At 65.9% G+C, this 14,120-nt stretch carries 12 protein-coding genes; 2 read left to right on the forward strand and 10 right to left on the reverse strand.

Annotated elements, in window-relative coordinates; all coding sequences use genetic code 11:
• Nucleotides 1-76: 76 nt before the first annotated feature.
• The gene (locus BMY06_RS02420; protein ID WP_065062034.1) at nucleotides 77-373 is read right to left on the reverse strand and encodes a hypothetical protein; all 297 of its coding nucleotides are present in this window, start codon (nucleotides 371-373) and stop codon (nucleotides 77-79) included.
• 403 nt (nucleotides 374-776) lie between these two features.
• On the opposite strand from BMY06_RS02420, the gene BMY06_RS02425 reads away from it, so the two are divergent.
• A complete protein-coding gene (locus tag BMY06_RS02425) occupies nucleotides 777-1,901 on the forward strand; it encodes a hypothetical protein (RefSeq protein WP_083400878.1) in 1,125 nt (374 codons plus the stop codon).
• Between the two features lie 125 nt (nucleotides 1,902-2,026).
• On the opposite strand, the gene BMY06_RS02430 is transcribed toward BMY06_RS02425, so the two are convergent.
• The 5 genes from BMY06_RS02430 to argS all read right to left on the reverse strand — a co-directional run bounded on the left by BMY06_RS02430 (nucleotide 2,027) and on the right by argS (nucleotide 8,261).
• Nucleotides 2,027-3,631 carry an ABC transporter substrate-binding protein gene (locus tag BMY06_RS02430; protein ID WP_074981415.1) on the reverse strand — a complete coding sequence of 535 codons (1,605 nt, stop codon included), beginning with the start codon at nucleotides 3,629-3,631 and terminating at the stop codon, nucleotides 2,027-2,029.
• Nucleotides 3,632-3,877: 246 nt separating this feature from the next.
• A complete protein-coding gene (locus tag BMY06_RS02435; RefSeq protein ID WP_074981727.1) occupies nucleotides 3,878-4,651 on the reverse strand; it encodes an SDR family oxidoreductase in 774 nt (257 codons plus the stop codon).
• Nucleotides 4,652-4,665: 14 nt separating this feature from the next.
• Nucleotides 4,666-5,319, reverse strand: coding sequence for a thiol:disulfide interchange protein DsbA/DsbL (locus tag BMY06_RS02440; protein ID WP_065062038.1), 654 nt, complete (start codon nucleotides 5,317-5,319; stop codon nucleotides 4,666-4,668).
• A gap of 190 nt (nucleotides 5,320-5,509) precedes the next feature.
• Nucleotides 5,510-6,340 carry an SPOR domain-containing protein gene (locus BMY06_RS02445; RefSeq protein WP_065062313.1) on the reverse strand — a complete coding sequence of 277 codons (831 nt, stop codon included), beginning with the start codon at nucleotides 6,338-6,340 and terminating at the stop codon, nucleotides 5,510-5,512.
• A gap of 127 nt (nucleotides 6,341-6,467) precedes the next feature.
• On the reverse strand, nucleotides 6,468-8,261 hold the full coding sequence (argS, locus tag BMY06_RS02450; RefSeq protein ID WP_074981418.1) for an arginine--tRNA ligase: 1,794 nt from the start codon (nucleotides 8,259-8,261) through the stop codon (nucleotides 6,468-6,470).
• Nucleotides 8,262-8,704: 443 nt separating this feature from the next.
• On the opposite strand from argS, the gene BMY06_RS02455 reads away from it, so the two are divergent.
• Nucleotides 8,705-9,031, forward strand: coding sequence for a DUF1840 domain-containing protein (locus BMY06_RS02455; RefSeq protein ID WP_065062041.1), 327 nt, complete (start codon nucleotides 8,705-8,707; stop codon nucleotides 9,029-9,031).
• 168 nt (nucleotides 9,032-9,199) lie between these two features.
• On the opposite strand, the gene BMY06_RS02460 is transcribed toward BMY06_RS02455, so the two are convergent.
• The 4 genes from BMY06_RS02460 to BMY06_RS02475 form a co-directional block, all read right to left on the reverse strand.
• Nucleotides 9,200-9,514: a hypothetical protein gene (locus BMY06_RS02460; RefSeq protein ID WP_375790400.1), complete on the reverse strand. Its 315-nt coding sequence runs from the start codon at nucleotides 9,512-9,514 to the stop codon at nucleotides 9,200-9,202.
• Nucleotides 9,515-9,650: 136 nt separating this feature from the next.
• The gene (gene metH, locus BMY06_RS02465) at nucleotides 9,651-12,389 is read right to left on the reverse strand and encodes a methionine synthase (RefSeq protein WP_260696522.1); all 2,739 of its coding nucleotides are present in this window, start codon (nucleotides 12,387-12,389) and stop codon (nucleotides 9,651-9,653) included.
• A 47-nt stretch (nucleotides 12,390-12,436) separates the two neighbouring features.
• Nucleotides 12,437-13,519 (reverse strand): homocysteine S-methyltransferase family protein, encoded by a 1,083-nt coding sequence (locus BMY06_RS02470; RefSeq protein WP_065062045.1) that lies wholly within the window; start codon nucleotides 13,517-13,519, stop codon nucleotides 12,437-12,439.
• Between the two features lie 269 nt (nucleotides 13,520-13,788).
• Nucleotides 13,789-14,046, reverse strand: a complete 258-nt coding sequence (locus BMY06_RS02475) for a BTH_I0359 family protein (protein ID WP_065062046.1) — start codon at nucleotides 14,044-14,046, stop codon at nucleotides 13,789-13,791.
• Between the last annotated feature and the right edge of the window lie 74 nt (nucleotides 14,047-14,120).

Here is a 14,120-nt window from a genome sequence, read left to right on the forward strand (position 1 = left end):
GAGGCGTTTTTCGTTTGCTGCGTTTGCTGCGATTGCGGTGCGTGGCTCGGCTAATCAGCCACGCGATGCCGCGCGCTTACCAGCGGCGATAGCCGTCGTCGTGGCCGTAGGCGCCGCGGCGGTCGCTGCCCCAGTGACGGTCGTGCCAGCGGTGGTCGTCCCAACGGCGATCGCCCCAGCGACGGTCGTCCCAACGGCGGTCGTCGTGCCAGCCGACATAGGTCGGTGCATAGACCGGCGCCGGCGCGGCGTACACGGGCGCCGGTGCGCCGATGGCGAGGCCGACGGAGACGCCGGCCATCGCGGTCTGCGATACGGCGAGGATCGTTGCACCTGCACCCAATGCGGCAATCAGCTTCGTCTTCGTGTTCATTCGGAGTCTCCTTCGCTGGATGAATGGACGACTCCAATCTAGCTCGCCGCGCGGCTTTGAAAATTACGAATCTGCAACAATCGTCTCGGCTTTGACGGTGCAATGAAAGGTCGCAAGCTGCCCCGTGACGATGTGAAAGCCCAATCATTACGGGCTTTGCACTCGATCAAGCGATTTTGGTAAGGAGTTTGCAGTCCCTGTGGATTGCGCAAATTGTTGCGTATTTCCAGCTTCGTTACGTGTGTGCCGCCCGAGCGGAGATGTCAGCAAATTTCTCGCTCGTAAGCGTCTGTAATAGTTTTTCCTACTCTTTGTAACCAACGTAACGAAAGCAAAACGTAGACTCGTCCTTCCTTCCTTTATGCGCGGAGCCTTCGGCTTCGTCTCGATGCAAGGATTAGCGATGGTCTCCGAATGCACCGCCATCCGCTCGTCGCGCGCTGGCGTCGAAGCGGAGCGACAGTCGAGCACGGCGGACGCCGCGTTCGCTGCGAAAGCCGCGAATGCGAATCACGCCCCCGCGCCTGTCGAGAACGCGCAGTCCGCCGCGTCCTCGCCGGTGCGCCGCGCCCTCAACACCTTCTTCAAGCTGCTCTATCGCCACACGCATTCACGCGCGTGGCGTCATAACGAGCGCATCGCGCACGGCGTCACGCTCGAACGCGACGCAACGGGGCGACTTACCGGCATGCGTATCGGCGGCCGCAGTTTGCCCTGCGTGAACGGCACGGCGGTGCTGCCGCTGCCCGACGCGCGCGAATGCCATCTGATCGCCACCGGTCCGTCGATCAACGAGATCGATTACCGCGCGCTCGCCATGCCGCGCGTGATGGGCGTGAACGGCGCAATCGCGCTGCAGGAACGCGCGGGCGTGCGCTTCGACTACTACTGCATCGTCGACACGGGCTTCGCGCGTCAACGCGTCGATCTGGTCGAGCGCGTGATTCGCGAGCCGCTCACGCTGTTTGCGACGCCGGTCGTGCTCTGGCATATCGTGCAGCGCTTCGGCGTGGAGCGTCTGCGCTGCCGCGTGTTTCTCGTCGACGACATGCTGTTTCCCGCCGGCCGCCGCGCCGTCGAGAAGAACGCAGTGCGCGCGGTCTACGACGAACGCGCGCTCGCGCTGTTCGACGCGCCGCACACGCTGGGTTTCAGCCTCGATCTGCGGCGCGGCGTGTTCGACGGCTGCACGGTCGCGTACACGGGTTTGCAGGTGCTGGCGGCGCTCGGCTTTCGCCGCATCCTGCTGCACGGCGTCGATCTCGCCAATGCGGCGCTCACGCCGCGTTTCTACGAGTCGGCGGCGAACATGCAGCCGAGTCATCTCGACGAGGATTTCCGCGACATCATCGAACCGTCGTTTCGCGGTGCGGCGGGTCTGCTCGCGCGGCGCGGCGTCGAGGTGCGCAATCTGTCGATGCAGAGCGCGCTCGGCGAGGACGTGTTTCCGAAGCTGCACTGGCAGGCGCTGATTGCGCGCGGCGCGTCCGCACGCGAGGCCGGGGAGCGGGTGCTCGCGGTCGCTTGAGCACGGCGCGGGCAGCGCACGTTACGCCCGCTACGTACAAACGCTCATCAAGCGCGCACAAAAAAGCCGGGGACATGCCCCGGCTTTTTTCATTTCGCGGTCAACGCGCCGCGCAACGGACGGCTTTACTGCACCGTCACCGCGCCGAAGTTCTGGCGGCCGAACGGGCTCACCTGATAGCCGTTCACGTTGGCGCGCGTGATGGCGGCGGCGGTCGGATAGCCGAGCGGAATCCACAGCGCCTGATCGTGAATGATCTTCTGCGCGCTCTCGTAGAGCTTCGTGCGCTTCGCCTGATCGGCGGTTGCCTTGCCGTCGGCGATCAGCTTGTCGAGCTTCGGATCGCAAAAGCGCGCGAAGTTGATGCCCGACTGCACCGCGTTGCAGCTAAAGAGCGGCGAGAGGTAGTTGTCCGGATCGCCGTTGTCGCCGGCCCAGCCCATGAAGAGCGTGTCGTGCTGGCCCTGCTTGGCTTCCTTGATCAGCTCGCCCCATTCGATCACCTTGATCTCCGCCTTCACGCCGATCTTCGCGAAATCGGCTTGCAGCAGTTCGGCGCCCGCACGCGGATTCGGATTGAGCACGCTGCCGTTCGGGCGCACCCAGATCGTCGTCGAGAAGCCGTTGGGCACGCCCGCTTCGGCGAGCAGCGCCTTGGCCTTCGCGATGTCGTGCGGATACGGCTGGATCGTCTTGTCGTAGCCCCAGGTGATGGGCGGCCACGGATTGGTCGCGGGCGTGGCCGTGTTGTCGAACACGGTCTTCAGATACGTCGTGCGGTCGAACGCCATGTTCAGCGCCTGACGGACCTTCGGGTTGTCGAGTGGCTTCTTCTGCGTGTTGAGCGCGACGAAGGCCGTCATGAAAGCGGGCGTCTGCACAACCTTGAGCGCCTTGTCGGTCTTCGCGTCGGCCACGTCCTGCGGCTTGGGCGAGAGCGCGATCTGGCATTCGCCGGCCTTCACCTTCTGCGCGCGCACGGCGGCGTCGGGCGTGATCGCGTAGATCAGGCGGTCGACCTTGGGCTTCGGCCCCCAGTACGACGGATTCACGTCGTAGCGGATCACCGCGTCCTTCGTGTAGCTCTTGAGCTGGAACGGACCGGTGCCGACCGGCTTCGCGTTCAGGTCGAGCGGCTTGCCCGCCTTGAGCAGCTGATCGGCGTATTCGGACGAGTAGATGGACGCGAAGCCCATCGTGAGGATCGAGAGGAAGGTGGCGTTCGGCTCGTTCAGTTCGAACTTCACCGTGTTCGCATCGACCTTGCTGACCGACTTGATGAGCTTGGGCAGACCCATCGACTGCGCGTGCGGGAAGCCGCTCGGGCCGGCGACCTTGTGCCACGCGTTATTCGCGTCGAGCATGCGCTCGAAGGTGAAGACGACGTCGTCGGCGTTCAGCGTGTGCGTGGGCTTGAACCATTCGGTGGTCTGGAACGCCACGTTCGGGCGCAGATGGAACGTGTAAGTGAGGCCGTCGGCGCTCACGTCCCACGATTGCGCGAGCGCGGGCACGACCTTCTTCTGCGCTTCGTCGTAGCTGACGAGCGAGTTGAAGATCACGTCGGCGGAGGCGTTGGTCGTCACGAGCGAGTTGAACTGCACGACGTCGAAGCCGTCCGGGCTCGACTCGGTGCAGATCGTGAGCGGTTTCGCGAGCGCGGGCGTGGCCGCGCAGGCGAGCGCGCACAGGGCGGCGGCGAGCACGGGGGCGGGCGAGGTGAAGCGCATGGGATCTCCGTTTTGCCAGGGTCTTGCCGTTGGTGTGCGGACCGGTCCGCCGTCTGCCGCGCTGCGCGCGCGAAGAACGGCGCGAGGGTCCGATCGGGAAAGCTTATCGAAGGGATATAGCCCGGACAACAAATTAATCGGCATACCAATATGGGGGGCGATCGCTCCCCATCCCCCACGAGCGTGGGTCTGATCGCTCCCACGACGAGTGGGAGGCCGATCTCCCCCAACGATTGGGGGCAGGGGTCAATGCTGCGCAGTGCGCGGCTTGCGCGGCGCGCGCTCGAAGGCGCGGTCGTAGAGCCAGCGCGGCAGCGCGCCGAGCAGGGCGGCGACCACGCGCATCGGCCACGGAAACACGGCGAAGGCGCGTCCGCGCGCGATGGCGTCGGCGGCGCGCGCGGCGAAGCGGTCGGCGTCCATCAGGAACGGCATGCGGTATGGGTTCTTCGCGGTCATCGGCGTGCGGATGTAGCCGGGCGCGATGGTGACCACGGGCACCTTGAACGGGCGCATCTCCACGCGCAGCGCTTCGAGATAGGCGAACGCCGCGGCCTTCGACGCGCTGTACGCGCCCGAACCCGGCAGCCCGCGCACGCCCGCCACGCTCGCGATGCCCACGAGCGTGCCGCGCCGCGTCTGCGCCATGGTCTGCGCGAACGGCTCGAAGGTGGCGACCATGCCGAAGTAATTGGTGTCCATCACGTCGCGGAACGTGGCGAGTTCGCCTTCGCCCGTGAGCGCGCCGCGGCTTACGCCCGCATTGGCAATCACGATGTCGGGCATGCCGTGTTCGGCGATGAACGCGCGCGCGGCGGCGGCGAGCGCATCGGCGTCGCGCACGTCGGCGGGATAGATCGAAACGGGGTGTTGCGGATGAGACTGGAGAAACGCCTCGAGCGCGTCGGCGCGGCGCGCCACGAGCCCGAGGACGGCGCCGCGCCGCGCGTATTCGGCGGCGAGAGCGGCGCCGATGCCGCTCGACGCGCCGGTGATGAAAACCTTGAGCGGGTGTGTCATGCCGGCGCGCGCGCTCACATCTTCTTCGCGCGGATCTGCGAAACGAGGAAGTCCATGACCTGCAGCGTGTCCGGCAGCGCCTTGTCTTCCGTCGATTGCATCAGCGCCGGGCCGGTTTCGTACTTGCCCTGGATCGCGATGGTCGGCACGCCGTCGATCTTGTACGCGTCGAGCATGGCCTTGTCGCGCTGGAGCGCGCTCTGCGTCGAGAACGAGTTGTACGCGTCCATGTACTTCTTCGGATCGACGCCTTGCGTGGCGAGGAACTTCGCCTGGTCTTCCGGCGTGAGCAGGTAGTTCTTGTTCACGTGGATTTCGTGGAACACGGCCGGCGTGAGCTTCTGCGCGAGGCCGAGCGCGTCGAGCGCGTAGTACATCTTCGAATGCGGAACGAAATCGTCACGGAAGGCAACCGGCACGCGCTTGAACACGACGTCCGCGCCCTGCTTCTTGATCCACGATTCGAGGTACGGGTCGAACGCGTTGCAGTGCGGGCAGCCGTACCAGAAGAATTCGATCACTTCGATCTTGCCCGCGGGCACGTCGAGCGGCTGTGGCGCCTTGAGCACCGTGTAGTCCTTGCTGGCGACCGGCGCGGCAGGCGAGGCGTGCGCGGCGCCGGCGATCATGGAGAGCGAGAGCAGGAGCGATCCGAGAATGCGTTTCATAGCGTGTGGTTCCACTGGACGAGGCCGGCGGCGTCCGGCCCGATGGGTGCGGCGCGCAGGCTGCGCGCGGCCGCGGCGTTGCTGGATGAGATCGCGCCGCGGGCTGCGCGCTCCGCCCGTGGCGCTTGCGCACGCAACGGTGCGGACAGCGCGGGGAGCGAAGCGCGCGGCGGCGCGGCGCGGACGGCGGTTACTGCTTCGAGAAGCGGATGACGGCGGTGTCGATACCGGCGTCTGACAGACGTTGACGCGTCGAGTTCATGTCGTCGAACTTGGAGAACGGACCGATGCGCACGCGGTAGTAGGTGATGCCGCCCGCGTCGCGCTGCGTGACCTTCGACTCGAAGCCCTGGAAGGCGAGGCGCGCGCGCTGCTGCTCGGCGTCGGACGAAGTCTTGTACGCGCCTACCTGCAGGAAGTAGCCGGTGTTGGCGTCGGCGGCCGACGGCGCGCCGGAGCCGGGCTGTGCGGGCTTCGCGGCGTTCGGCGCCGGAATTGCGTTCGGCGACTTCTGCGGCTGGTTGTTCGCGAGTTGCTGCGCGGGCTGGCTCGACGGCTGCGGCTTCTTCGCGGGCTGCGTGGTGTCGGCCGTGTTGCCCGTCGAGGGCTTCGGCGCGACCGCGACGCCGTTGTTGGCGGCGTTGTTCGCGCTGTTGTCGGTCGAACCCGACGGCGGCACTTCGACGATCTGCGGCTCGTCGAGCATGCCCGACGACTGCGACTGATTCGTGGTCTGGCCCGGCGCGGTGTTCGGCGGCGTGCTCTGCGCGGCTTGCGGCGTGACCGGCTGGCCCGGCGTCTTGCCCTGCAGCGGACGGTTCGGATCGTATTGTTCGCTCTGGCTGGCGTCCGAAGCGGCCGGCGGCGCGACCTTCGAGACGAACGGCGTGGGCGAGCGCGTGATATAGAGCGCCACCACCACCGCGATCGCAAGGCCGACAATCAGGCCCAGCACGACACCGAGAAACGTACCCCCGGACTGTTTCGACTGCTGTTTTGTAGTGCGGCGCGGTTTTGCCATCGTCTGAATCACCTGCAAACAAGAGAATCCTGGAATGGCGCGCCCGCTCGCGGACGCGCCCCAAACATGTCGCTTCACGTGGTCATGCGCCGCGGCACTGCGCGGCGCGACGCATGCGTCAGTTGCGTTACATGCGCTCGGGCGCCGACACGCCGATCATCGCGAGACCGTTCGCGAGCACCTGGCGCGTGGCCGCGAGCAGCGCGACGCGCGCATCGCGCTCGGCCGCGTCGTCGACGAGAACGCGTTCGGCATTGTAGAACGAGTGGAATTCAGCCGCGAGTTCGCGCAGATAGAACGCGACCGCGTGCGGCGCGAGTTCGCCGGCCGCATGCGTGAGCATCTCCGGATATTCGGCGAGCTTGGCGATGAGCGCGAGCGCGCGTTCGCTCGACAGCGGCGCGAGGTCGATCTGCGGCAGTGCGTCGAGCTTGCCGCCGAACTTGCCCTGCCAGTCGCCGAGAATCGACGAGATGCGTGCGTGCGCGTATTGCACGTAATACACCGGGTTTTCGTCGTTTTCCTTCAGCGCGAGGTCGATGTCGAACACGAATTCCGTGTCGGCCTTGCGCGAGATGAGGAAGAAGCGCACGGCGTCGCGGCCGCGGCGGATGGTCGCTTCGTCGAGCTGATCCGGCGCGACGTCGCTGCCCGCGCGGTCCACATCGGCGCCGCCCGACCATTCGATCAGGTCGCGCACGGTCACGTAGCTGCCCGCGCGCTTGGAGATCTTCACTTCCTGGCCGTCGCGCATGACGGTGACCATCTTGTGCAGCACGTAGTCGGGATAGCCCGTCGGAATGCCGATGCCGAGCGCCTGCAGGCCCGCGCGCACGCGCGCGATGGTGCCGTGGTGGTCCGAGCCCTGGACGTTGATGACCTTGGTGAAGCCGCGTTCCCACTTGGTGACGTGGTATGCGACGTCCGGCAGGAAGTACGTGTAGGTGCCGTCGGACTTGCGCATCACGCGGTCCTTGTCGTCGCCGTAGTCGGTCGTCTTGAGCCACAGCGCGCCGTCCTGCTCGTAGGTCTGGCCCGAGGCGATCAGCGACTCGACGGTCTTCTCGACGCGGCCTTCGGTGTAGAGCGACGTTTCGAGGTAGTAGCGGTCGAACTTCACGCCGAACGCCTGCAGGTCGAGATCCTGCTCGTGGCGCAGGTAGGCGACGGCGAAGCGGCGGATCGCTTCGAGGTCTTCCGGATCCTTCGCGCCGGTGACGGGCTCGCCGTCCTTGGCCGCGACGGTTTCGCCCGCGAGGTAGTCGCGGGCGATTTCGGCGATGTATTCGCCGTTGTAGGCGGCTTCGGGCCAGCCCGCGTCGCCCGGCTTCAGGCCGCGCGCGCGCGCCTGGGTGGAGACGGCGAGATTGCCGATCTGCACGCCCGCGTCGTTGTAGTAGAACTCGCGGTGCACGTCGTAGCCCTGCGAGCCGAGCACGTTCGAGATGGCGTCGCCGAGCGCGGCCTGACGGCCGTGGCCGACGTGCAGCGGACCGGTGGGATTGGCCGAGACGAACTCGACCAGCACGCGCTTGCCGGCTTCGCGCTGCGAGCGGCCGAACGCGGCGCCTTCGGCGAACACGGCGCCGAGCACGGCGCGCTTGGCGTCGACGGTCAGGCGCAGGTTGATGAAGCCGGGACCGGCCACTTCGGCGTCGGCGATCAGACCGGCGGCGGCGGGCAGCGCCTTCACGGCGTCGACGATCTGCTGGGCCAGCGCGCGCGGATTGGCGCGCAGCGGCTTGGCGAGCTGCATCGCGACGTTGCAGGCGACGTCGCCGTGCGCGGCGACCTTCGGACGCTCGAGCGCGATCGTGGGCACGACGAATGCGGCTTCGGTCGCGCCCTCGGTGGCCTTCGCCACCTGGGCGACGGCGTCGGCGAGCAGAGTCTCCAGGGTGTGTTTCTGTGCGGGCAGCATGCTTGTTGCAGGTCCTGTGCGGGTAGTTGGGTGCGGGGCCGGCCTGCATGAAGCGCAAAGGCCGGCGCTTGCCGTCGAATTCGGGTGAGGGCGGGGCGCCGCCGCCGGCCTTTGTCAGCTTTCAGGCCAGCGATCGGGGCAGCTAACCCGCCACGTTCTGGCCGGTTGGCCGCCTGTCCGGCGGCTGTCGCGTCAGGCGCGCGCGTCGCGCGCTGGCTGTGGCGTACCGGCTGGCCGGACAGGGCCGCGCCCTGCGGGTAATTCCGTCCAGACGGATTTTAGCAGGTGCTAATATGTGAAATGAGAAGCCCGGCACACCCGGGCTCGCCAGTTTCGCTTTTCCGCTGGCGCATCTCCGGTTGCAGGGCGCCAGTTACAGCGGGCGCCGGCAACGGCGTCCAGCCCAGGTCAAGCGGACATCAAAAATCATAAAGGGAACAGACATGCTGGTTACATTCAAATGCCACGCGTCGCCTGACGTGACGATGCTGGAAAATCTCGCGCAATATCTTCTTGGCATCATCGGCAAGCGGCTTGGCGAGCGCGGCGTGATCACGCACGAGGAACTCGACACGGCCATCGGCAAGCTCGAGGCGGCCATCGCCACCGACAAGAAGGATCGCGCCGAACACGAAGGCCATTTCCACGAAGGCGAAGACGGCTACGAACATCACGAACTGCCGCCGGGCCTCGCCCAGCGCGCGTTCCCGTTCCTCGACATGCTGCGCGCGGCGAAGAAAGAAGACAACGACATCGTGTGGGGCATCTGACGTGCCCCTGCGCGGACGGCCGCGAACGTCGAGCGTGCTGAGTCTCGAAGCCGACGATGTCGCGCGCTGGGTGTGAGTCGCACGGTGAACTGCAAAAAAGAAAGAGCCCGCTCGATGCGGGCTCTTTGCTTTTTCAAGCGCTGGCGGCGCGTGACGCCGCTTACTCGCTTACTCGCTGGCCGCTGCCGGCGCGGCTTCGGCGGCCGAGGCCGCACCTTTCTTGACCTTCTTTTTCTTCGGTTTCTTCACGTGCTTTTCGGTGGGCGCCGAATACGACGACACCGCGCTCGACTCGTGAGGCGCGGCCGGCTGGGCGAACGACGGCTGCGCGAGCGCCGCGACGCCGAAGGCGGTCAACATCAACATCAGCTTCTTCATACGATTCTCCAAAGGCGATTTTATTAAGGACTTGCTGATGATCGAGCCGGCGCGGCGCCGGACGATGCGCGCCGCCGCGTTTGGCCAAGGGTAAAGCGCTGCCATCTTACAAAGCCGAAAAATGACGCGCGCGTAATATTCAGCCTATCGAATGGCATATGTCGGCTGGCCGCAACGCCCGCGTCCGGAGCCTGGCGGCCACGGCGCGCGGGCGGAGGCGCGGCGACTCGCCGACTTTCGCTCAGAGCAGCGGCGCGAGCGCGCGGCGTGCGTCTTCTTCGGAGAGCGCCATGCGGCGGCCGAAGTCCGCGAGCTGGTCCTGGCCGATCTTGCCGACGGAGAAATACGTGCTGTCCGGATGCGCGAGATAGAAGCCCGAGACGCTCGCCGCCGGCAACATCGCCAGCGATTCGGTCACGCTCATGCCGATCTCGTTGGCCTGCAGCACGTCGAACATGTCGCGCTTGACGAGGTGGTCCGGGCAGGCCGGATAGCCCGGCGCCGGACGGATGCCCGCGTACTTCTCGGCGATCAGCGCGTCGTTGTCGAGCGTCTCGCCCGACGCATAGCCCCACAGGTCGCGGCGCACGCGTGCGTGCATCGCCTCGGCGAAGGCTTCCGCGAAACGGTCGGCGAGCGCCTTGAGCATGATCGCGCTGTAGTCGTCGTGATCCTTCTCGAACTGCGCTTCCTTCACGTCCACGCCAATGCCCGCGGTGACCGCGAACATGCCGATGTAGTCGGCCTTGCCCGAGTCCTTCGGCGCGATGAAGTCGGCGAGACAGCGGTTCGGGCGCATCACGCCGTCCACCACCGGACGCACCGACTGCTGGCGCAGATTGCGCCACGTCATCGCGACTTCCGTGCGCGAGTCGTCGGTGTAGATCTCGATGTCGTCGTCGTTGACGGTGTTCGCGGGCAAGAGCGAGATCACGCCGTTTGCCTGCAGCCAGCGGCCCTGGATCAGGCGCGAGAGCATCGACCTGGCGTCGGAGAACACCTTGCGCGCCGACTCGCCGACGATCTCGTCGTTGAGGATCTGCGGATACGGACCGGCCAGATCCCAGGTCTGGAAGAACGGGCCCCAGTCGATGTACTGCGCCAGCTCGTTCAGGTCGTAGTTCTTGAACACGCGGCGGCCGATGAACTTCGGCTTCACGGGTTCGAAGCCGGTCCAGTCGATCTTCGTCTTGTTGGCGCGCGCGGCTTCGAGCGTGACCATCGGCTGCGCCTTCTTGTTGGCGTGCTGCTCGCGAACGCGGTCGTAATCGGTCTTGAGTTCGTCGATGTACTTCGCCGCGCCTTCGTCGGACAGCAGGCTCGACGCCACCGACACCGAGCGCGACGCGTCCGGCACGTACACGACCGGGCCTTCGTAGTGCGGCGCGATCTTCACGGCCGTGTGCACGCGCGAGGTGGTCGCGCCGCCGATCAGCAGCGGAATCTTCTTCACGCGGAAATAGTCGTCGCGCTGCATTTCGCTCGCGACGTAGGCCATCTCTTCGAGCGACGGCGTGATGAGGCCGGACAGACCGATGATGTCCGCGCCCTCGACCTTCGCCTTCGCGAGGATCTCGTTGCACGGGACCATCACGCCCATGTTGACCACTTCGAAGTTGTTGCACTGGAGCACGACCGACACGATGTTCTTGCCGATGTCGTGCACGTCGCCCTTCACGGTCGCGATGACGATCTTGCCCTTCGCGCGCACGTCCGCGCCCGATTCGGCGAGCAGACGCTTTTCTTCCTCGATGAACGGAATCAGGTGCGCGACGGCCTGCTTCATCACGCGCGCCGACTTCACCACTTGCGGCAGGAACATCTTGCCCTGACCGAACAGGTCGCCGACGATGTTCATGCCGTCCATCAGCGGGCCTTCGATCACGTTGATCGGACGGCCGCCGCCGCCCATGATCTTCTGGCGCGCTTCCTCGGTATCTTCGACGATGAAGTTCGTGATGCCGTGCACGAGCGCATGCGCAAGACGCTTCTCGACGTCCTGATTGCGCCACTCCAGGTTCTCTTCCTTCTTCGCCGCGCCGGTCTTGAACTTGTCGGCGATTTCGAGCAGACGGTCGGTGGCGTCGTCGCGGCGATTGAGCACCACGTCTTCGACGCGCTCGCGCAGTTCGGCGTCGAGATCGGCATACACGCCGAGCTGGCCCGCGTTCACGATGCCCATGTCCATGCCCGCCTGGATGGCGTGGTAGAGGAACACGGTGTGGATCGCCTCGCGCACCGGGTCGTTGCCGCGGAACGAGAACGACACGTTCGAGACGCCGCCGCTGATCTTCGCGTGCGGCAGGTTCTGCTTGATCCAGCGCGTGGCTTCGATGAAGTCCACCGCGTAGTTGTTGTGTTCCTCGATGCCCGTGGCGACCGCGAAGATGTTCGGGTCGAAGATGATGTCTTCGGGCAGGAAGCCGACTTCGTTCACGAGCACGTCGTACGAGCGCTGGCAGATCTCGATCTTGCGCTGATACGTGTCGGCCTGGCCGGTTTCGTCGAACGCCATCACCACGGCCGCCGCGCCGTAACGGCGGATCAGCTTCGCGTGATGGATGAACGGCTGCTTGCCTTCCTTGAGCGAGATCGAGTTGACGATGGCCTTGCCCTGCACGCATTGCAGGCCCGCTTCGATCACGTCCCACTTCGACGAATCGATCATGATCGGCACGCGCGCGATGTCGGGCTCGGAAGCGATCAGATTCATGAAGCGCACCATCGCCGCTTTCGAATCGAGCATCGCCTCGTCCATGTTGACGTCGATGATCTGCGCGCCGTTTTCGACCTGCTGGCGCGCGACTGCGAGCGCCTCGTCGAACTGGCCGTTGAGAATCATGCGCGCGAACGCCTTCGAGCCGGTCACGTTGGTGCGCTCGCCCACGTTGATGAACAGCGTGCCGTCCGTCACGTTGAACGGTTCGAGGCCGGAGAGTCGCAGGGTATGGTCAGTCATGGCGGGGGACCGGGTCGTCAGGGTTCGTCGGTGTGTCGTTTAAGGGTAGCGGGGCGTGTCGGCGCGTCTTATTCGACGTCGCGATACTGGCCCGGCCAGCGGCGCGGCTTGATCTCTGCGAGCGCCTTCGCGATGGCCGCGATGTGTTCGGGCGTGGTGCCGCAGCAGCCGCCGGCGACGTTCACGAGACCGGCCGTGGCGAACTCCTTCAGGAGCCCCGAGGTGTCGGCGGGCAGTTCGTCGAAGCCGGTGTCGCTCATCGGGTTCGGCAGGCCCGCGTTCGGGTAGCACGACACGTAGGTGTCGCACAGCTTCGCGAGTTCGGCGATATACGGGCGCATGAGCGCCGCGCCGAGCGCGCAGTTCAGGCCGAACGTGAGCGGCTTCGCGTGACGCAGCGAATTCCAGAACGCCTCGACGGTTTGACCCGAGAGAATGCGGCCCGAGGCGTCGGTGACGGTGCCCGAGATCATGATCGGCAGGTTCTCGCCGGTGTCCTCGAACAGCTGGTCGAGCGCGAACAGCGCGGCCTTGGCGTTGAGCGTGTCGAAGATCGTCTCGACGAGGAACAGATCGCAGCCGCCGTCCATCAGCGCCTTGGCCTGCTCGTAGTACGCGCGGCGCAGTTCCTCGAACGTCACGTTGCGCGCGCCCGGATCGTTGACGTCGGGCGAGATGCTCGCGGTCTTCGGCGTCGGTCCGATCGCGCCCGCGACGAAGCGCGGCTTGTCGGGCGTCGAGTACTGGTCGCACGCGGCGCGCGCGAGTTTCGCCGACTCCACGTTCATCTCGATGGCGAGTTCGCCCATGCCGTAGTCGTCCTGCGCCACCGTGGTCGCGCCGAACGTGTTGGTTTCGATGATGTCCGCGCCCGCGGCGAGATACTGGTCGTGAATCTCGCGGATGATCTGCGGCTGCGTGAGCGAGAGCAGTTCGTTATTGCCCTTGATGTCGCGCGGATAGTCCTTGAAGCGCTCGCCGCGATAAGCGGCTTCGTCGAGCTTGTAGCGCTGGATCATCGTGCCCATCGCGCCGTCGAGAATCAGGATGCGCGAAGCGAGCAGCGCGGGCAGCGCGGCGCCGCGCGTGTAGCGGGTGGGCGCGGAAGTGTTCGCGGCGGGACGCGAAACGGTGTCGGCAGGCTGGTTCATGGATCGCGAGCGGGCGTGGAGCCGGTTGGACGGGGAAACCCGTTATTGTAGCCGCAGCCGGGGCGCCGCGCTGACGCGCAAGGCCCGCAGCGGGCTGGGGGCGAGGGCGCGCGGGCGCGCAGCGGCGAGGCGTGAGAACTGGCGCGTCGCGCGGACGAAGCAAACCCGCCGGACAAAGAAAACCCCGCGCGACCGCGAGGCCAGGCGGGGTTTTCCGGGCGGGGTGCCGCCGCTGCGCGTCGCCGGTTCGCGGCGACGCGCTCAGAGGGTCAGTGGAGCACCACGGGTTGCTGCATCAGACTGTCGAACTGTCCGAGGAATTCGTCAACCTCGTCGAGCGACTGGTCTTCCTCCATCAACTTCTGTACGTCTTCGCGAAAACGCGCGGCCATTGCGCCGTCGATGAAGATCTCGCGACGCGAGTTCTTGTCGACGATCTCGTACCCGCCCGAGCGCATGGCGACATGGCCGTCCTGCGGCGGAAACTCGACAACGCAATAATTCGGACTGTTGTAGATCATCTGCATGGCGACACTCCTTTTTCCTGTGCTCCCTCACTGCTTGAGTTGATACATGGAGCGTTCGTTCTGGAATTCAAGGG

The sequence above is a fragment of the Paraburkholderia tropica genome (genome assembly GCF_900109265.1).
Classification (GTDB): domain Bacteria; phylum Pseudomonadota; class Gammaproteobacteria; order Burkholderiales; family Burkholderiaceae; genus Paraburkholderia; species Paraburkholderia tropica.